Below are 20,079 nucleotides of genomic sequence, written 5' to 3'. Positions count from 1 at the left end.
TATAAAGTAGTAGCTATATAATAAAAAAAGTGACCTATCTTACCTATCTTACTATATAAAAAAATCTGCCTCATCAGCAGATTTTTTAAAAGTTACCTTGGTTCTATTATTAGTTTAATAGCCGTTCTATTCTCACCATCTATGGTAACGTCTGTGAAGGCTGGGATACAAATTAAATCTAGACCACTTGGTGCAACAAAGCCTCTAGCAATAGCTACTGCTTTCACTGCTTGATTTAGAGCCCCAGCGCCTATGGCTTGAATTTCGACTCCACCGTTTTCTCTTAATACACCGGCTAAAGCGCCTGCTACAGAATTAGGATTTGATTTTGACGATACTTTTAGTACTTCCATTATATTAGCCCCCCAAGTATTTTCATTTTTAAAATCACCTTAAATTTTATATTCTACCTTTTTGAAAAAATACCTTCATTAATTATTTAAAATTTTACAAAATAAAAAGAAACAAAAAGTTATGTTATATATACATAAACTCTTTGTTTCTTTTATTATTTTGCATATTCAATAGCACGAGTCTCTCTTATAATATTTATTTTAATTTGACCCGGATATTCTAAATCACTTTCTATGCGCTTAGTCATATCCCTTGCTAACAGAACTGTTTCATCGTCATTATAAACTTCAGGTTTTACAAGTATTCTAATTTCTCTACCAGCTTGAATAGCATAAGACTTTTCTATACCTTCGTAACTATTTGCTATTTCCTCAAGTTTTTCTAATCGTTTTATATAGGATTCTAAAGTTTCTCTACGAGCACCAGGTCTTGCTGCTGAAATTGCATCCGCGGCTGTAACTAATACTGCTTCAACAGTTTGAGGCTCATAGTCACCATGGTGGGTAGACATTGCATGTATAACTTCTTTAGACTCTCTATATTTTCTTAAAAGCTCCATGCCAATTTCAACATGTGTTCCTTCGACTTCATGATCAATTGCTTTGCCAATGTCATGTAATAAACCTGCTCGTTTAGCAATTTTAACATCTACACCTAACTCGGAGGCCATTATTCCAGCTAAGTAAGCTACTTCCATAGAGTGTTTAAGCATATTTTGACCATAGCTTGTTCTATATTTTAATCTTCCAAGTAACTTAACTAACTCAGGGTGTAAGCCATGTACACCTGTTTCAAAGGTAGCTTGTTCCCCTTCTTCTTTTATAATGGTCTCTACTTCACGTTTAGCTTTATCGACCATTTCTTCAATTCTTGCAGGATGGATTCTTCCATCGACAATTAACTTTTCTAGAGCAATTCTAGCAGTTTCTCGACGTATTGGATCAAATCCTGATAGTATTACAGCTTCAGGAGTGTCATCAATTATAAGATCTATTCCTGTTAATGTCTCAAGGGTACGAATATTTCGTCCTTCTCGTCCTATGATTCTTCCCTTCATTTCATCATTAGGAAGTTGAACTACCGTTACGGTTGTTTCTGCAACGTGATCGGCAGCACATCTTTGTATTGAATAAGCAATTATTTCTCTAGCTTTTTTCTCAGCAGTTTCTTTCGCTTTAGATTCAATATCTTTGATCATCATTGCTGATTCATGAGTAACTTCTTTTTGAATCTTATTTAATATAATATCTTTCGCTTCTTCACAACTTAATCCAGATATCTCTTCAAGCTTTAAAGTTTCTTTTTCGTAAATGGCTTCAATATCTGCTTGTCTCTCTTCTAGGTCTTTTAATTTTTTAGTTAGTTTATCATCTTTTTGTTCCAAAACTTCAGATTTTCTATCCAATGATTCTTCTTTTTGGATTAATCTTCTTTCAACTCTTTGTTGTTCATTTCGCCTTTCTCTGCTTTCTCGTTCAAACTCATTGCGTAGCCTATGCACTTCTTCTTTGGCTTCTAATAGTATTTCTTTTTTAGTAGTTTCAGCATCTTTTTCTGCTTCTTCAACTAATTTTTTTGCTATTTCCTCTGCACTATTAATTTTACCTTCCGCAATGTTTTTTCGAATAAAATAGCCGATAAGGCATCCTACTAAAGCTGCGACTAGTGCAACTAGTATTTTTAGAAAATTTTCGATATGTGGACACCTCCTTATTAAGTTTTCAAATTACAGAATCTTACTTTTGATTAATAATGTAATTTCATCTTTAACTTTCTTTTAAAAATCACCATATAATGGTTTGTCTTTTTCATTTTATATCTTTTTGAATCAAGTGTCAAGCAATATTATGTATGTTAAAAAGACACAAAGAACAGGATAATTGCTATCCTGTTCTTTGTGTCTAGGCAGTTACTTCTTTATCTTTATTTTTTGTAGTGCTAGATTTTACTTCGTTTAAAGGAAGATTATAGTGTTTTCTTATTTCATTTTCAATTTCTATAAACAAATCTTCATTGTCTTTTAAAAACTGTTTAGAATTTTCTCTACCTTGGCCTAATTTATTGCCATTATAACTGTACCAAGCCCCTGATTTTTTTACAATTTCAAGTCCAGTTGCTACATCAAGTACATCCCCTTCTCTTGAAATCCCTTCTCCGTACATAATGTCAAATTCAGATTGTCTAAAGGGAGGTGCTACTTTATTTTTTACTACTTTTACTCTAGTTCTGTTACCCATAATTTCATTGCCATTTTTTATAATGTCAATTTTTCTTACATCAAGCCTTATTGAAGAGTAAAACTTTAAGGCACGTCCCCCTGGTGTAGTTTCAGGACTACCAAACATAATTCCGACTTTTTCACGAAGCTGATTTATAAAAATACATGTTGTTCTAGATTTATTAACAGCACCAGCAAGTTTTCTTAGTGCTTGGGACATAAGTCTTGCTTGTAGGCCCACATGACTGTCGCCCATTTCTCCTTCAATTTCAGCTTTTGGTACTAAAGCAGCAACAGAGTCAACAACAACTACGTCAACGGCGCCACTTCGTACAAGTGCTTCAACAATTTCTAAACTTTGTTCCCCTGTATCCGGCTGTGAAACCACTAAATTATCAATATCAACTCCAAGTTTTCTAGCATATACAGGATCTAGTGCATGTTCTGCGTCAACAAAAGCAGCGTGTCCGCCCTTTTTTTGAGCTTCTGCTATTATATGTAGTGCTATTGTTGTTTTTCCAGAAGATTCTGGTCCGTAAACTTCTACTATTCTTCCTCTTGGGACCCCACCAATACCTAAGGCAATATTTAAGTCTATTGACCCTGTGGGAATGCTCTCTAAGTTAAGTTTACTTTCTTCACCTAATTTCATAATCGAACCTTTGCCAAATTGTTTTTCAATTTGATTAATTGCAATTTCTAATGCTTTTTTCTTTTCCATGAGTACCAGAAAATTTCTGGTTCACCTACCTTTCTAGTCGAACGTATGTTCTGTTTGATTATATTATATTTCTACCTCAACAAAAAGTCAACAATATTAAAGCGAATTACTCACTTTTTAAAATATGTTTATTGATCCTTATATAATCAATACCCGATATAACTGTAAAGAAAACAGCGACCCATGTCATATAAACGTCAAAAGGAAAGTTAATGTAACTAAAAGGATAATTGTTTATAAGAAGTGCTATAATGGCCACAATTTGCGTTACTGTTTTCATTTTTCCCCACCAACTAGCCGCAATTACGACGCCTTCAGATGCAGCTACTGCTCTTAAAATACTAATTGTAAATTCCCTTGCGATTATAATGATAACAACTATAGCCGAAATTTTTCCCATTTGAACTAAGGATATTAAAGCAGAAGAAATAAGGAGTTTATCCGCAAGCGGATCCATAAACTTACCAAATGTAGTGATCTGATTTTTTTTCCTTGCAATATATCCATCTAAAGCATCTGTAATAGCAGCAAGTATAAAAATACCTGCAGCAATGCCAGCTCCATAGGGTATATTTACTCTATTTAGAAGAAATACCATAAATACAGGTATTAAAAAAATCCTTAAAAGCGTTAGTTTATTTGCTAAATTCATCCTTAACCTCTCCTATTAAATCATATTCTAGGGTTTGATTCACTTCGACAATGACCATTTGTCCAATTTCTAATGGTCTTTTTGACTTTACATAAACCAATCCATCTATTTCTGGAGAATCCCCTTTTGTTCGACCAATATATTCATCGTTATCATCAAACTTTTCTTCAATTAATACTTCTATACATTTTCCTAATTTACTTTTATTCTTTTCTAAGGATATGTTTTGTTGTATTTTCATGATATTTTCTTGGCGAGTTATTTTTATTTTCTCATCAATCTGTTCTGGTAACATAGCTGCTGGCGTACCCTCTTCTTTTGAATATGTGAATACACCTAATCTATCGAATTTTACATCTTCTACAAAACTTTTTAATTCTTCAAAATTTTCTTCTGTCTCACCTGGAAATCCAACAATCAACGTAGTTCTTAATATTATGTCAGGAATAGATTTCTTTAGTTTTGTTATTAGATTTATTAGATTTTCTTTACTGGTTCTACGATTCATTCGCTTTAGGATATCATCACTACAGTGCTGAATAGGCATATCTAAATATTTACATATTTTTTCGTTATTTGCAATTGTTTCTATTAGATCGTCGGTTATTCTTTCAGGATAACTATATAATATTCGTATCCATTTTATTTCTTCAATATTACTCAATTTATTTAATAACTCAGGCAAACTAAATTTATTGTATATATCTACGCCATACTGAGTAGTATCTTGTGCTATTAGTATAATTTCTTTAACACCTTTTTTTCCTAAGTCTCGGACTTCCTTTACTATATTTTCCATTTTTCTACTTCTGTATTTTCCTCTTAATTTTGGAATAATACAGTATGTACAGTGATTATCGCATCCATCAGATATTCTAACATAGGCGGTGTGTTTTGGTGTTGTATATACCCTTGGTAGACTCTCATCATAGTCATTTCCAGTATTGCCTACTTTTACTACTTTTTTCCCTGCAAACGCATCATTAATGATATCAATAATTTTATCGTAATTTCCTGTACCAACTACGGCATCTATTTCTGGCAATTCACTTATTAAATCTTCGTGATAACGTTCGGCTAAACATCCAGATACTATTAAATGTTTTAATCTAGCTTCTTTCAAACTACCTATTTCAATAATTTTATTAATGGATTCTTGTTTTGCTGATTCTATAAATCCACATGTATTTACAATTATAACATCGGCGTTTGCAATGTTTGTTGTTAATTTATATCCATGCTTATTTAATATCCCAAGCATAACTTCAGCGTCGACTAAGTTTTTTGAACATCCTAATGATTCCATATATATGTTTAAGTTCATTTTAAATTTCCTTCCGTTATAACATTTTAATATTAATTTTTTAAAGACTCATGATCTACTAATACCTGTCTAGGTTTGCTTCCTTCGTGTCCACCAACAATGCCTGTCTTTTCTAAAGAATCTATTAGTCTTGCCGCTCGATTATAGCCAATTTTTAGCCGCCTCTGAAGCATAGAAATAGATGCCTGTTGACTTTCTATCACTATTTGTAAAGCATCATCATATAACTCATCTAGTTCTTCCTTCGTACTTCTATCGTTATTCTCATTAAGTGTCTCAATAACCTCTGACTCATAACCTGGATTTTCTACTTGGTTTTTAACAAAGGAAACGACTCTTTCAACCTCATTTTCGGAAACGAAAGCACCTTGAATTCTAGATGGCTTTGTAAATCCTGTTGGATAGAACAACATATCACCTTTACCTAGTAGCTTCTCAGCACCACCACTGTCTAAAATAGTACGTGAATCCGTCTGTGATGTAACGGAAAAAGCTATTCTTGAAGGAATATTTGCTTTAATTACACCGGTTATAACATCAACAGAAGGTCTTTGGGTAGCTATAATTAAGTGCAGTCCCGCAGCTCTTGCCATTTGTGCTAGTCTACATATGGTATCTTCCACATCATTAGATGCTACCATCATCAGATCCGCTAACTCATCAATTACAATTACAATATAAGGTAGTTTGTTATCACTAAATTTAGAATTATAGCCTGTAATATCCTTTACTCCACTTTCAGCAAACAACTTATATCGCTGATTCATTTCTTGTACTGCCCAATTTAGCGCTTTTGTTGCTCGTTTAGGTTCTGTTACTACAGGTATAAGTAAATGCGGAATCCCGTTATATTGGTTTAATTCAACTACCTTTGGATCGATCAAAAGTAAGCGTACAGATTCCGGTGTAGCACTATATAAAATACTTAATATTAATGTATTAATACAAACACTCTTACCTGAACCGGTTGCTCCTGCAATAAGCAAATGTGGCATTTTTGTAATATCTGTTATTAGTGGACTGCCAGAAACATCTTTACCTAAAGCAAAGGGAACATTTAAACGATTAGTTTTATACTCATCGTGATCAAGTATTTCCTTTAATGTTACCATTGAAATATTATCGTTTGGTATTTCTATACCCACAGCGGCTTTACCTGGAATTGGTGCTTCTATTCTTATTGCAGAGGCAGCTAGATTAAGGGCTATGTCATCACTTAAATTTACAATTTTACTTACCTTAACCCCTGTAGCAGGTTGTAGTTCAAACCTTGTTACTGTTGGACCTTTACTTACTTGTATTATCTTAGCTTGTACACCAAAATTTTTCAGTGTTTCTTCTAGCTTTATAGCCTTCTTATGGATACTTTTTTTATCTTCTTTTTGATGTTGTTCAGAATCTAATTGGTTTAATAAATCTGTACTTGGTAAACTAAAGTTCTCATTCTCTATTTCTTGTGTTGAATGTAAATTATCCAAGTCATCCTCAAAGTTGTCTTCTTTATCTACCATATCTGGTTTCGACTGAGACTTAACAGGTTCTTTTTTCGTTTCCGTATAATCTAAAATTTTAATTTTTTCTTCTATTTTATCATCGCTTTGTTCTTCTATTTTTTCTGTATTCTTTACATTGTTTTTTGTGGGTAATACTTTGTTTTTAAGTTTTATAAAATATTTTTTAACATTTGGTAAATATGTATTAACCTTATTTATGTTTTGCAACAATGATATATTAAAATTTATCATTGTTAGCACAATAAGCCCAGTAATGATAATAATATATGTCCCGGTATAGCCAAAAAGATGCACTAATATAAATGAAATTGTAACACCGAAGGTTCCACCTGTAATGTTATTTGTACCTAATTGAAATGCATTGCTAAGCATATTTGTAAATGAATCGTTAAAAAGTTGATTTAATATCAGTTGATCCATTAAGGTTTTTAAAACGGTTAGACTTAAAAATATAAATAAAAAGTATAGTTGTTTCCCTTTGCTTTTAATAAATAAGTTGTTTGTAAATACTAGTACTCCCGTAACAATCACTATATATGGAATCAAAAATGCAGGGCTAGAAAACAAACCTAGAAGAAGGTATCTAATGCCTCCGCCAATATGCCCTGCTCCATTATGCATACTTGCAGTTAGTAGTAAACCAATCGCAATAATTATAAGACCACGTATTTCACCTGTCAATTTTGCTTTTTTCTTTCTGTGAATGTTGCTTCTTTTTTTAGACAAAAAATCACCTCTAAATATAACAACGTATATTTTAATATCACTATACCTTCTATATTTTACACTATTATGGACTAATCTACAAACAATAATAAAAACAAAATAAAAGCAGTATTGCTAGATTTTATAAAATATATAACTTTCGAAGATAAAATCAATAGCCAATTTTTCAAAAAAGATGAGACAACCGACAAACTCATAAAATATAATCGCAGATCATATTTTAGAGGAGTGACGTCAAATTGTCTCCTAATGATTCAATAACTATTCTTCATTTTCTTTCAGGGTTTCATCAGTATCTGATTGATCATCTTCTCGTTCTTCATCTTCAAGTTCTTCATTTTCTTCTACTTCACCTTCGGTTACCAAATCTGTTTCAGTCTCATCTTCAGTAGGTTCTTCTGAAGCCATGTCATTTTGTTGTATTCTTCCACTGTTCGAAGCAAATGGATTAACTTTTGGGTTAAGGGTTGGATAGGATTCATCAAAAATACTATCTCTGTAGGCTATTATTTCGCCTAATGTATAGAAGTCTAAAGTCATATTCCCTGAAATGCCTTGGTCGTCAGTTCCAGTGCTTAATTGACTAATCATAATCTTTTTATCGAATTCCTCGATTTCTCTTATTAAGCGATCTAACCCACTATTGCTGCCAGTATAAGCTAAACTTAAGCTTACCACTTCTAGTGGAATATTCTCGTCTTCATCTAAGTATTCTATCCTTGGTTGGGTAAAGCCCATGTTGCTAAACTGTATATTGCTCTTATTTGAAAAAATATTCAGTAATAAAATTAGTTCCTCTTGATTTAAATGAGTGAAATAGTTTTCAGCCGCTTTTATAATTTCTTCCGTTAATCTTTCGTACTCATTTTCAATTTGTTGCTCCAAATTTAAATTGTTCTGTATTTCCATATATTCCATTTCTTTTGTTGCTAATTCCTCTGATAAATTTGTAACTTGTGAAACTTGACGGGTTAGTATTAAGTTATTATATCCCCACAGAAAAACAACAACGCCTAGGGCCATTAAAATTGTTTTTTCTCTTTTTGAAATGCTTATTCCTCCCATAATTCCACATCCTTTGCTACAAATGATATCGAGAACTGATAACCTGAATCTTGTTTAGAGATGCTTGGTATAAAAATTTGTTCAAAGCGATTATTGTTTCTTAGTCTGTTTTCAAATTCTGCTATTGCTTGTGTATTCCTTGCAATTCCATGCACCTGACCGTTATAACCTACGAAGGTCATACTTGTTAGCACAACAGGATCCGGTATTAAACTCCTAAACTCAAACAACATATCTTCATCGATTTTATTTAATACATCCACTTTATTATCAATCGTTGCAATTGTACGAATTTGGTTTTTCATTTCCGTGTTTTGTGCTTTTTTCTCTTGAATGACAGTGGACTTTTCACGAATAGTTGGATTGTTTAAGGTCTTTTCTAAACTTGTTATATCTGAACGCATCGACTGAATTTGTACAAAATTAAGTAATGGATATACCATCATCAGTATAAAAATAGCAAAAACAACAGGCATTAGTACCCGCTTGATATTAAATGTTTGTAATTCTTTATTACTTAAGAATGGTTCAAAAAAGTTAATGTTTTTCATTTTCTTACCTCCTATCGTCCCATTATGGCGCCAATAGAATTTAAGAATGGACTAATATTTCCCGGATCATTTTTAAATTCAACACTATTGACTTTTTCGATTTTATAAGTTGGTAGGTTAAAGAAAGCTTTTAAATAACCATTTAATCCTGTAATATGTACTGCACCACCATAAATATAAATCATATTGATATTATTTTCCGAGCTACGACTGGTATAGTATCTAAAAATCCGTTGTATTGCTTCGTTCCATGAATCAACAGCATCCTGGGCAGCTTTTATTGTTTTTCCATATTCTGTAGCATCAGCATTATCTCTTAAATCTCTAATTAGGTTACGCCTTTTTGTCGCTTCTTCCATATTAATGCCTAAGGCATCCATAATGTTCGTATCAATATCTTTAATACCAATGTTTAATAAACGACTAAACTTAAAGATTCCATTTTTTACAATTATTACATTTAGCTGGTTATAACCAATGTCAAGGAGTGCTAGGGTTTTATCTTGAATATGTATCCCATCATTAATTTCGAATTTTGGATCAAACAATTGATTTATCGCATTTGAATGAATATCTAAAGCTTGGGGTTTTAGATGCAAGCTATTTACCAAGTTAAAATAGTCCTCTGCTATGTCCCTTGGTAGAGCTGCAATTAAAATCCTAGCTTTTTTTACGTCCCTTTCAAAAAATACTTCTATTAATTTGTATTGTACAACATATTTATTGACCTCAACGGGCAAATATTGGCCAACCTCATATTCAATAGACCTTCTTAAGTCTTTAGGTTTTGTATAAGGAAGTGAAATCTCACGGGTAATAATGTTAGAACTTTCTAGGGTGCAAACCGTTGGTAAATTAGATTTAAATTTATGCTCTGTCAGTTTACTATCTAAGTAATTACTTACTTTGTTAAAATCTATTATATGGCCATTTTCATAAGTATCCTTTGGCGTCTCGAAGCTAACAGCTTTTTTAACAACAATTCCCTTTTTAAACTTTACTCCTTCAACTAACTGCGTTGATTGGCTTCCGATGTCAATCGCAATCATTTCTTTGCCAAGCATGGTTTTTAGCTTGCTTTTCAAGATCGACTCCCCCTTTTATATTAAGATAGGACTAACAAAAGAATGAAAATTGTATTTAACTAAGAAAATAACATAATAATATTATGTAGACAAAGTTTCTGCACCATTACATTATTTTCTTAATTAAATACTTTCAATCCCTTTGAAAGTATTTAAAATGGTTTAAAAACTGAAAACCAATTTTAGATATGCGTCAAAAATAATATCCCCATAGATGATCATTAGAAAGGCAGCTATTGCAATAAAAGGTCCAAAGGGAATAAAATCCTTTCTGCCTTTTAACTTAAGTGCCAGTAAACCAAGGGTGATTATAGCCCCAATAAAAAAGGATAAGAACATGGTCAGCAACGTATATTTCCACCCGAGCCATAACCCTAGCATTCCCATAAGCTTAATATCACCACCACCCATGCCTCCTTTTGAAACAATAGCAATGAGTAGCAATATTCCACCACCTAATAAAAATCCAGCAATGCTATCAACTACTCCTATTTGAGCATTTGTAAAGTAACTGGATACTTTATAAGCGAACCAAAGGCCAATGCCAAACAACACCATTTCATCGGGTATAATTTGATGGTACAAGTCAATTACACTAACAGCTAATAATAAGCTGGTTAATAGTGCAACAAACAAAAATTGTATCGATAAGCCAAACTGAAGGTATAATAGGAAATAAAGCAAACCGTTCATTAGTTCAATAATAGGATACTGCAGGGAAATACCTTCCCCGCAGTATCTGCATTTACCCTTTGTTGATAGGTAACTTAAAACCGGAATCAAATCCCAGGCCTTTAAGTCAGCATTACAACTGAAGCAATGAGAGGCTGGAAATACGATTGACTCATTTTTAGGTATGCGATAAATAACCACATTTAGAAATGAACCTATTAAAATAGCAACAATTGTTATAAAGATAGTTTCTTCCATATATTTACAACCTCTCACTTTAAGTTTATTATTCGTCTACTACAAGGGTAACCTTCCCTGTATTAGCGTCAAAATCAATATCTTTATACCGGTTTTTCAAGCCATTAACATCAAGATAGGCTTCCAAATCCTCTAAAATTTTTGGGAACGCTTGATTGTTTGCATAGTATACTGCAACCACCCCTTGAATAACCCTAGCATCGGATTCGACAACCCTTTCTTTAGCCAAGTCAGAATAATCTACATATTTAGGTACCACTAAAAAAGCTAATATGCTTATTGTACCAATAACAATAACCAGCTCAATTAGGATAAAGCCTTTATTGTTTAACATTTACTAAATGAATTTAGTCCAATGAAGCTGCTTCAGGAGTGACTGTAACATCCCCATTGGTACCAATTTTAACTTCGTATTCAGCATCTTCTGTATATGCTTCTGAACCTCTTGGTACTTCTGGCCAGTCTTGAAGATATTTTCTTGCGTTTTTGCCCATATCATCCTCATCTGCGTCGAATTTGGTTTTATTCCATGTTTCCTCTTCGCTTGGCGTTCCTTCTTCAGCTATAAACATCATTGCTGCACTTTGCAGAGTACGTACATTTCCATTATGAGTTGTGTTCGCTGCAGCATCTCTTGAAGAACCTAGTCTTGGCACTGCAATCGCTGCTAATATACCAAGAATTGCGATTACTACGATTAACTCAATTAGGGTAAATCCTTTTCTGTTTCTTAATCTTTTCTGAATTCCTTGAATCATTTTAAATCTCTCCTTTTTATTATAATTTAGATAACTAAATGAAACTTTTGTTTCCTTGCCAATTTTTCTTTAGTGCATCACCCCTTTCAAAAGGTTTAAGTTTATTTAACATCGAAACTTTTATTTATTAGATAATTATATAGTATTCATCATTTCAAACATCGGAAGGATCATTGCAATTACAATAAAGCCGATGATTAATGCCATTGTAACGATCATAAGAGGTTCAATTAATGCGACCATCTTTTGTATGGCGGTTTCGGTTTCTTCGTCATAGAAATTTGCTGTTTCTTGAAGAATGCTGTCTAGGGAGCCGGACTCTTCTCCTATTTGGATCATGGAGTCTACCATAGGTGGAAAAAGTCCCGTTCTTTTTACAGCTTTTGAAAGGTCTGCACCTTTTCTAACGTCTTCTTTTGTTTGTATCAGTCCATCTCTCATAACTGCATTGCCGATAATTTCTCCAGAGGTATCTAAGCTTTGTATTAAGGGTAGCCCACTTGCTAACAAGGTGGCTAGGGTCCTTGTAAACCTAGATGTGTATATTTTTTGCATAGAGTTTTTGATCACGGGCATTTTAAGGATTAAACCATCAATATTTTTTTTGCCCTTTTCTGTTTCATAAGCGGCTTTTGTACCAAAAACAATTGCGAAAATACCTCCGAATAAGATGTACCAAAATTCCCTCATTAAATCACTGATATTTAATAGTAGCTGGGTTATACCGGGTAGTGGCTGGTCGCTTCCATCAAACATTTCTAAAAACGTTGGGAATACAAACATCAGCATAAAAATAACTACACATACTGCTACAATAGCAACGATTAATGGGTACATCATGGCACTTTTTACTTTGTTGTTAATTTTAAATTCCTTTTCGTAGTGGGTTGCCATACGGTCTATTACTGAATCAAGACTTCCACTAAGCTCTCCGGATTTTATCATATTTACTAGGAGGTCAGGAAATACTTTTCTGTGTTTTTTTAGGGCATCGGAAAGTATTAAACCTTTTTGAACATCTCCATAAATTTCATTTAGGGATTCTTTTAGCTTTTTGTTTTCTGTCTGTCTTCGCAAAATGTCTAAGCATTTTACAATAGGTACGCCTGAATTTAACATGGTATGAAATTGGCGGCAGAAGACCGCAATTTCTCTAGCATTGACTTTTCCCCCGAAGGAGAAGTCTTCAAGGTCTTTTTGTTTTTTCATTTCTTTTATTTTTATAGGGATTTGTTTTTGTTCCCTTATCATTTTTACAACCTGACCTTGGTCTGATGCTTCGTAGGTACCCTCTATATTTTTTCCTTCATTAGTTATTGCCTTGTATTTGTAGGTTGCCATAAGCTCACCCCTTACATTTCTTTAATATCCGCCGTATTTAAGTGCAAACTCCTTGTCTGTTGCCTGGCTTAAAAAAGTTTTTCTTGTAATAATTGCGTTTCGATAATACTTTAAAAGCACGTTATCCATGGTTTGCATCCCATATTTTGAGCCAGTTGCAATTGCATTTGCGACTTGATGGGTTTTGCCTTCCCTGATCATGTTTTTTATGGCAGTTGTTGCTATCATCACTTCAAAGGCCCCAATTCGATTTTCTCCATCAGCGGTTGGTATTAGTTGTTGGGATATAACCCCTTCTATTACTGAAGCTAATTGAACTCTTATTTGCTGTTGTTGGTAGGGTGGAAAAACGTCTATTACACGATCTATTGTTTTTGCAGCTCCCAAAGTATGTAAAGTAGATAGAACTAAGTGACCGGTTTCTGCTGCAGTAATTGCTATACTTATCGTTTCTAAGTCTCTCATCTCTCCAACAAGAATAACCTCTGGGTCTTGCCTTAGGGATGCCCTTAAGGCATTGGTAAAGTTTTTAGAATCGTGACCGATTTCCCTTTGGTTAACAATGCTTTTATTATGCTTATGTAAGTATTCGATAGGGTCCTCTAGGGTTAATATGTGGCCACTTCTTTCTTTATTTATCAAGTCAATCATTGCTGCTAAGGTTGTAGATTTACCACTTCCCGTAGGGCCTGTTACTAGAATTAACCCCCGTCTTTTTCTTGCTAAATCCTTTACGGAATCTGGTAGCTTAAGTTCCTCAAAGGAGGGTATTTTCCCAGCTACAACCCTAACTGCCATACCGTAACTACCTCGCTGTTTGTACATATTTATCCTGAAACGGCCTAGACTAGATAAGGAGTAGGATAGATCCAACTCTCCATTTTCGTTTAGTTCTTTGAACTGCTGATGGTTCAGTAGTTGTTTTACCAAATCTTCTGTATCTTTTGGTAATAATGCATTCTCTTTTAATCGTTCTAAGTCCCCATTAATTCTGATAACCGGTGGAACACCAACGGTTATGTGCAAGTCAGAAGCACCGGCATTTAGTGTTTTTTCTAGTAATGCTATAGCATTCATGCGTATCCCCCTTAATCCAAGCTATAGGCCACTCTTATTACTTCATCAGTGGTTGTGATCCCCTGTAGTGCTAATTGTACGCAGTTTTGTTTTAGGGTAATCATACCTTGATTTACTGCCGCATCTCTAATCTCGTCTATTGTGGCTTCTTTATCTATTAATATTCTTAAATCTTTATTAATTGCCATCACTTCGTGTATAGCAATTCTCCCCTTATACCCCGTTTCGTTACAATGGCGACACCCAGTACCTTTATGTAAGGTTACTGTTTCATCTGCCTGTTTATATAATAATTCTTTTTGTAATGGATCTGCTTGAAAGGATATTTTGCATTTTTCACAAATCCTTTTTACTAGTCTTTGGGCAACAACACCCACTAATGACGATGATACCAAATAAGATTCTAGCCCCATATCTACAAGTCTAGTTACGGTTGATGCTGTATCATTGGTATGCATTGTACTTAATACTAAATGACCTGTAATAGAGGCTTTTACGGCTATCTGTGCGGTTTCTGCATCACGAATTTCTCCAATCATAATGATGTCAGGATCTTGCCTCAAAATAGACCGTAGTGCGTTTGCAAAGGTCATACCAGCTTTATTGTTTACCTGAACCTGATTGATTCCATTAATTTGATTTTCAACTGGGTCTTCGACGGTAACAATGTTTTTATCTGGTGTACTTATTTCTTGTAGGGTTGTATACAGGGTGGTACTTTTACCACTACCGGTTGGTCCTGTTACAAGAATAATCCCGTTAGGATTTTTAATTATATGATCAAATAACTTTAGGTTATGATCTGTAAAGCCTAGCTGTTCCTTTGTCATATTGAAATTTTCTCTGTCAGAAATTCTTATAACAATTTTTTCTCCATGCACTGTTGGTAATACTGAAATACGTAGGTCAATGGGTTTATCTTCAACATGGGTTTCAATACGACCGTCTTGAGGAATTCTTTTTTCTGCAATATCCATTTTTCCCATAATTTTAATACGGGTGGCAATAGCTGAGTGGGTTGATTTTTCTGGCTTCATTATTTCCTGTAAGTCACCGTCGATTCTTACCCGGACTTTTACATGGTCCTCAAAGGGTTCTATATGTATGTCACTTGCCCTCATTTTTACCCCTTGTTTTATAAGGGAGTTAACAATCCGAACTATCGGGGCATTGTTAACTTCACTGAGGGTTTCGTCGTCAATGTCTTCTTCATTTATATCAAAACTTTGTTTAAACTCTTTAAAGGCGTCCTCCGCTGTGTCTTTTTCATAGTACTGATTTATTGCGGATAAAATTTCCTGCTTAGTAGCTATTACCGGCTCTACATCAAAACCCGTGGCGATTTTAATATCATCTAAGGCGAAAATATTAAGGGGATCTGTCATTGCAACGGTTAATTGATTATCCTTTCTATCAATAGCAATTAAAAAGTATCTTTTCGCTAATTTTTCATCTATTAAAATTGGTATTTCTGGATCGATAAAGGTTTGGTTTAAATCAACATAAATAAAACCTAGCTGTCTTTCGAGGGTTTCAACAACCTGTTTTTCCGTTACGAAGTTTTCATCTACTAGGATTTCTCCTAGTTTTTTCCCTGTTACTTTCTGTAAGTGAAGAACATGGTAGAGCTGCTCAGTTGTAATATGACCCGCTTCTATGAGTAAATCTCCTAATCGTTTCCGTTTAGAATTGTTCATGAGCCCCTCCTTATTGATGTGAATTTTAACATATTAGTGGTTTAATATTCTGATATTTGTTGTTTAAAAAAACCAAAAACATTTAGGTATTTTTGGTCGGTTACGCCACTACATCCTCACAGCTTAAGCGTCCAAATACACCTGTGATTCATCTGTTCCTAAGTTAGCCTCAAATTAAAAATACTTTAGGCAAACTTTTTTATCAAGTTGTTTGTATATCAAGCACTTTTATTTGGAAAATTTATACTTTGCATGCTTTTCCTTGAGAATTTTGCTTCTTTTTTGTATATTATTCTACACTGCTGTAGGATTCCCTTCTCAAAAAAGTGAATTTATATAGGTAAAATATGTTATTGTATATCACTTCGAAAATTTTATGACGTTGCCTTTGTTTTCCGTATCTAGTTTTGCGTTGGTTAATGCTACTTTTGTAGTCAGACTAAAGCTTTCGTTGTTTTTGTTTCCATTTAGTTCGATTTTTAATAAATTATCACTACTAGAAAATATCTCTTGATCATCTATTTGTACATTTTTTAATAAGGAATGTTTTTCCCCTGTGGATGCTTTATACTTGAGCTCCCCGTTTTTATAATAAATATAATTGTAGCCTTGTTCCAAGCTTTGTTCGAAGTCTTGTTCGAAATCCTGAATATTTCCCTGTAAATCTACACTTCCTGCATTCCTTACTTCCCTTGTTATAAATTGGGTAGCAAACCTTAGGTCTGATTGTATTTGATACTGTTGATCACTTCTACTAAATGCTGTAATACCAAAGGAAAACATGGAAATCGTTAGTCCACCAATTATCGAAACAATTGCCATGGCAACAATTAATTCTACCAATGTAATGCCTTTGTTATTTTTGATAATTTTTTTATACATAAGTGGCTAACTCCTTTCCTTATTGTTCATTCGGTACAAATGGTACAAAGTATTTTATATTTCCTTCTTTGATCCAAGTTCCGTTAACTTTAATTTTTCCGTCTTCTTTGTCGCCAAAACGTATTGTCATTGATTCAACTTCGCCATCTGAGGTTCCTGCACTAATGGCAGATTCAATTTCTTGCTGGGCTTCAAATGCTACGGTTGTACGGTGGCCCCCACGAAAAACATGTCTAAATCCAAAGGTCAAAATAGGAATGAGACTCACCATGATTAGACCGATAAGTGCTAAGGAAACCAATACTTCAATTAGTGTAAGGCCTTTTTGATTCATTTGTTTTTTCATGGTGGGCATTCTCCTTTCAGGGTTGATTTAAAATTAAACTAATTTATATAAACCTTTCGATCATGGGAATAAGTTATAGTTGCATCACCTGAGGGTATTGGTTCTAAATCACCATCTTCATTACCGAAAGAAGGATGTGTTACAGAGGAGCCACTTTGAATCCTTACATCCCCTTTGGCATAAATCGAACCCGTTAGGTTTCCACCTGTATTAAGTAATGTCTCTATATTAGACTCATTAATAATATTTATATTTGCTCCACTTCCACCGACCGTAAGCTGAACAGTATTGCTTCTGTTGTGTAGAATAACTTTTGTATTCCCTGTTGTTCTAATACTTGCGTGGGCATTTGTGATTTGAAATCCATTAGTTTCTAATAATAACGTTCCATTACCAGTAACCTCAATATCGATAGGGGCACCAGCTAATGCAGCTCCTATATTAACTAAATTATTAATTTTTATAAAAAGCACATTGTTTTTATTAGCACCTGTATCAATGATGACTTTTGTTCCTGCCCCTAAACCCCAATTTGAGAACACCGAATGATTTGGATATTCTATTTTCTTTTCACTTATTGGAGGCCATGTGGGGGTTGGGAGCTGAAGCTGTTCTTCATTAATTGGATGTATATCCTCATCAAAGCTTGTTGAGGATGGTATTTCAGGGAAAATAACTTCCCCACCATCTACCTCCCCGTTTACCACTGGTTCAACGTTGTTTCTATTACCATCTAGTGTTCGAACGTTACCATTGATGACTCCAGCACCTAATATATTTCCCCTAGTAGCAATTGCATAATCAAAACCAGAGTTAACTGATTCACCTTCGGAACCTTTACCCATTAACTTTATAACCACAGTTTCACTGGTTGTACCTTTACCAAATTCTACTGTTGCTGTTGATTCAATGATGATGTTGTCGCTATCTTTTTCTACTTCAATGTCAATATTTTCACCTACTACATTTCCTTCTTTTTCAAGAATATTATTAATTTCATCTGGTTTATCAATTATTCTTTGGGCTACTGCCTCTGCGCCTGAACGGGCTAAATAGTAGGCTTGCATATTTCTTTCTTGGTATAGGGTTTCTTTATGATCAGAGGAGGTTACGTTAATAATGGCGGCTGCAAATACGCTTAGTACTAAAAACACTACTAGGACTAAGGTTAAGCTTGCGCCTCTTTGGTTTGAAAAATATTTTTTCATTTTTATCCCCCTCAAATATTTTTCCTTAGATGTATATGATCCATCGATACATGGTATGAAATATGTACATTTTCTTTCATTGTATCAGGGTTATGATTTAATTTCAATCATAATTAAAGATTAATCTGAAAGTTCAAAGGAATATTGTTTATATTTAATACAGCTTTCTTTTTAATAATGCATCAATTTCATTGTAAGGAAGGGTTTCATTTGTCCAAATTTCAAAGGATAGGATTCCTTGGTAGATTAACATGTCTAAACCATAGTGTACTTTGGCGCTATGATCTAATGCGATTTGTAGAAGTTTGGTTGTATAAGGTTGATATATGAGGTCACAAACTAACATACGTTCATTAAAGGTAATATGCTGTTCAAAGGGAATTTGATTCATCGTTTCTTCCATTCCTATAGGTGTACAATTTATGATCACGTCTATTGTTTTGTTTGTATCTATTTGATCTGGGGTTAAGCAGGTGTCTATTTTTCCTAATAGATTTGGGTGTTCATTAACGGTTTGTTGTATTTGCTGAGCTTTTTCAAGGTTTCTATTACAGAGAGTAATATTACACTGAAAGGTTTTGCAAAGGGAGAATATTATACTTCTAGCTGCGCCCCCTGCTCCTAAAATATATATTGTCTTCTTGTCCAAATTATGTCCTTTATTTTTAAGTCCTGCAACAAATCCATCCCCGTCGGTGTTGTGTCCAATTAATTTTCCATTCTGATTTTGAATGGTGTTAACGGCGCCGATAAATTTAGCACTTTCGGTTAATTCATCTAGGTGTTTGATTATTTCAGTTTTATGTGGATATGTAACATTTGCACCTAGGTATCCTAGTACTTTTATGCCCTCCACTGCTTGTTTTAGGTCTTCACCTTGAACATTGTGGGCTAGGTATACAGCATTTATTTTATGTAAATCAAATCCAAAGTTGTGTATAAAAGGAGAAAAACTGTGTGCCACAGGGTTACCAATTAGGCATACAGTTTTTGTTTTTCCGTCTATATTTATCATTTGTCCCCCTCCTTAATATGATCTTTTAAAACGACCCTTAAGACATGTCTTTCGATTTTTCTGACGAAGTTTGTCCACCAGAATTCTTTGCTGACAATAGGTACAACAAGTACGGTGAATAATCCCATTCGATTGCCCCCTAATATATCAGTAAAAATTTGGTCCCCAATAATTGCTGTTGTGTCAATGTCGGTTTCTAGAATTTTTAATGCTTTTTTAAATGCTTTTCTTCTGGGTTTGTTGGCTCTATGGATGGCTGGTAGTTTTAGGGCTTCGTTGAAAGTTACTACACGATTTTCTGTGTTATTCGAAACAAGACAGACTTTAAAGCCCTCTTTTTGAAGACTTTGTAGCCATTTTGTTGTTTTTTCATTAGCGTATTTTATATCCCAGGCTACTAGGGTGTTGTCTATGTCGATGATAAGTCCTTTAATGTTTTTTTCTTTTAGTTTTTCTAGGTTTATGTCAAAAATTGATTCTGCGTACATATGGGGTGTGAGTAGTTTCATGTTTTCACCTCTTTTGTTTATTTTTATTTAATTAGTAATTATAGTATTTTTTTGTTGAGAAGCGAGATTCTTCGCTGGTGCTCAGAATGACAGGTGAGAATCTAAT

20 protein-coding genes and 1 riboswitch are annotated in these 20,079 nt (G+C 33.9%); all 20 genes read right to left on the bottom strand.

Going from position 1 to position 20,079, the window contains the following annotated elements; all coding sequences use genetic code 11:
• Nucleotides 1-92: 92 nt before the first annotated feature.
• On the bottom strand, nt 93-353 hold the full coding sequence (locus RH915_RS01395; protein WP_310477466.1) for a stage V sporulation protein S: 261 nt from the start codon (nt 351-353) through the stop codon (nt 93-95).
• A gap of 155 nt (nt 354-508) precedes the next feature.
• Complete coding sequence (gene rny / locus RH915_RS01390; protein ID WP_310477742.1) at nt 509-2,050, bottom strand: ribonuclease Y; 1,542 nt, start codon at nt 2,048-2,050, stop codon at nt 509-511.
• Nucleotides 2,051-2,255: 205 nt separating this feature from the next.
• Nucleotides 2,256-3,293: a recombinase RecA gene (gene recA / locus RH915_RS01385; protein WP_310477464.1), complete on the bottom strand. Its 1,038-nt coding sequence runs from the start codon at nt 3,291-3,293 to the stop codon at nt 2,256-2,258.
• A 106-nt stretch (nt 3,294-3,399) separates the two neighbouring features.
• Entirely contained in the window at nt 3,400-3,945 is a 546-nt protein-coding gene (gene pgsA, locus RH915_RS01380; RefSeq protein ID WP_310477463.1) for a CDP-diacylglycerol--glycerol-3-phosphate 3-phosphatidyltransferase, read from the bottom strand.
• Nucleotides 3,929-5,269, bottom strand: coding sequence for a 30S ribosomal protein S12 methylthiotransferase RimO (gene rimO, locus RH915_RS01375; RefSeq protein WP_310477462.1), 1,341 nt, complete (start codon nt 5,267-5,269; stop codon nt 3,929-3,931). The genes pgsA and rimO overlap by 17 nt, the downstream gene beginning before the upstream one ends.
• Nucleotides 5,270-5,301: 32 nt before the next feature.
• A complete protein-coding gene (locus RH915_RS01370; RefSeq protein ID WP_310477461.1) occupies nt 5,302-7,509 on the bottom strand; it encodes an FtsK/SpoIIIE family DNA translocase in 2,208 nt (735 codons plus the stop codon).
• Between the two features lie 261 nt (nt 7,510-7,770).
• Entirely contained in the window at nt 7,771-8,574 is an 804-nt protein-coding gene (locus tag RH915_RS01365; protein ID WP_310477460.1) for a hypothetical protein, read from the bottom strand.
• A complete protein-coding gene (locus RH915_RS01360; protein WP_310477459.1) occupies nt 8,562-9,125 on the bottom strand; it encodes a PilN domain-containing protein in 564 nt (187 codons plus the stop codon). The genes RH915_RS01365 and RH915_RS01360 overlap by 13 nt, the downstream gene beginning before the upstream one ends.
• Nucleotides 9,126-9,136: 11 nt before the next feature.
• Complete coding sequence (pilM, locus tag RH915_RS01355) at nt 9,137-10,210, bottom strand: pilus assembly protein PilM (protein WP_310477458.1); 1,074 nt, start codon at nt 10,208-10,210, stop codon at nt 9,137-9,139.
• A gap of 162 nt (nt 10,211-10,372) precedes the next feature.
• Nucleotides 10,373-11,140 carry a prepilin peptidase gene (locus RH915_RS01350; protein ID WP_310477457.1) on the bottom strand — a complete coding sequence of 256 codons (768 nt, stop codon included), beginning with the start codon at nt 11,138-11,140 and terminating at the stop codon, nt 10,373-10,375.
• A 28-nt stretch (nt 11,141-11,168) separates the two neighbouring features.
• On the bottom strand, nt 11,169-11,474 hold the full coding sequence (locus RH915_RS01345) for a competence type IV pilus major pilin ComGC (protein WP_310477456.1): 306 nt from the start codon (nt 11,472-11,474) through the stop codon (nt 11,169-11,171).
• Between the two features lie 13 nt (nt 11,475-11,487).
• On the bottom strand, nt 11,488-11,898 hold the full coding sequence (locus tag RH915_RS01340; RefSeq protein WP_310477455.1) for a type II secretion system protein: 411 nt from the start codon (nt 11,896-11,898) through the stop codon (nt 11,488-11,490).
• 135 nt (nt 11,899-12,033) lie between these two features.
• Nucleotides 12,034-13,239 (bottom strand): type II secretion system F family protein, encoded by a 1,206-nt coding sequence (locus RH915_RS01335; RefSeq protein ID WP_310477454.1) that lies wholly within the window; start codon nt 13,237-13,239, stop codon nt 12,034-12,036.
• A 21-nt stretch (nt 13,240-13,260) separates the two neighbouring features.
• On the bottom strand, nt 13,261-14,316 hold the full coding sequence (locus RH915_RS01330) for a type IV pilus twitching motility protein PilT (protein WP_310477453.1): 1,056 nt from the start codon (nt 14,314-14,316) through the stop codon (nt 13,261-13,263).
• Between the two features lie 11 nt (nt 14,317-14,327).
• Complete coding sequence (locus RH915_RS01325; protein WP_310477452.1) at nt 14,328-16,013, bottom strand: GspE/PulE family protein; 1,686 nt, start codon at nt 16,011-16,013, stop codon at nt 14,328-14,330.
• Nucleotides 16,014-16,098: 85 nt separating this feature from the next.
• Nucleotides 16,099-16,181: riboswitch (cyclic di-GMP riboswitch) on the bottom strand.
• Nucleotides 16,182-16,373: 192 nt separating this feature from the next.
• The gene (locus RH915_RS01320; protein ID WP_310477451.1) at nt 16,374-16,895 is read right to left on the bottom strand and encodes a PilW family protein; all 522 of its coding nucleotides are present in this window, start codon (nt 16,893-16,895) and stop codon (nt 16,374-16,376) included.
• Nucleotides 16,896-16,914: 19 nt separating this feature from the next.
• The gene (locus RH915_RS01315) at nt 16,915-17,241 is read right to left on the bottom strand and encodes a PulJ/GspJ family protein (protein WP_310477450.1); all 327 of its coding nucleotides are present in this window, start codon (nt 17,239-17,241) and stop codon (nt 16,915-16,917) included.
• A 38-nt stretch (nt 17,242-17,279) separates the two neighbouring features.
• On the bottom strand, nt 17,280-18,449 hold the full coding sequence (locus tag RH915_RS01310) for a hypothetical protein (protein ID WP_310477449.1): 1,170 nt from the start codon (nt 18,447-18,449) through the stop codon (nt 17,280-17,282).
• A 154-nt stretch (nt 18,450-18,603) separates the two neighbouring features.
• Complete coding sequence (aroE, locus tag RH915_RS01305) at nt 18,604-19,464, bottom strand: shikimate dehydrogenase (protein WP_310477448.1); 861 nt, start codon at nt 19,462-19,464, stop codon at nt 18,604-18,606.
• Entirely contained in the window at nt 19,461-19,973 is a 513-nt protein-coding gene (locus RH915_RS01300) for a YqeG family HAD IIIA-type phosphatase (protein ID WP_310477447.1), read from the bottom strand. The genes aroE and RH915_RS01300 overlap by 4 nt, the downstream gene beginning before the upstream one ends.
• Nucleotides 19,974-20,079: the final 106 nt, after the last annotated feature.

Source organism: Serpentinicella sp. ANB-PHB4 (genome assembly GCF_031432315.1).
Lineage (GTDB): Bacteria > Bacillota > Clostridia > Peptostreptococcales > Natronincolaceae > Serpentinicella.
This window is presented reverse-complemented; position numbering and strand designations above follow the sequence as displayed.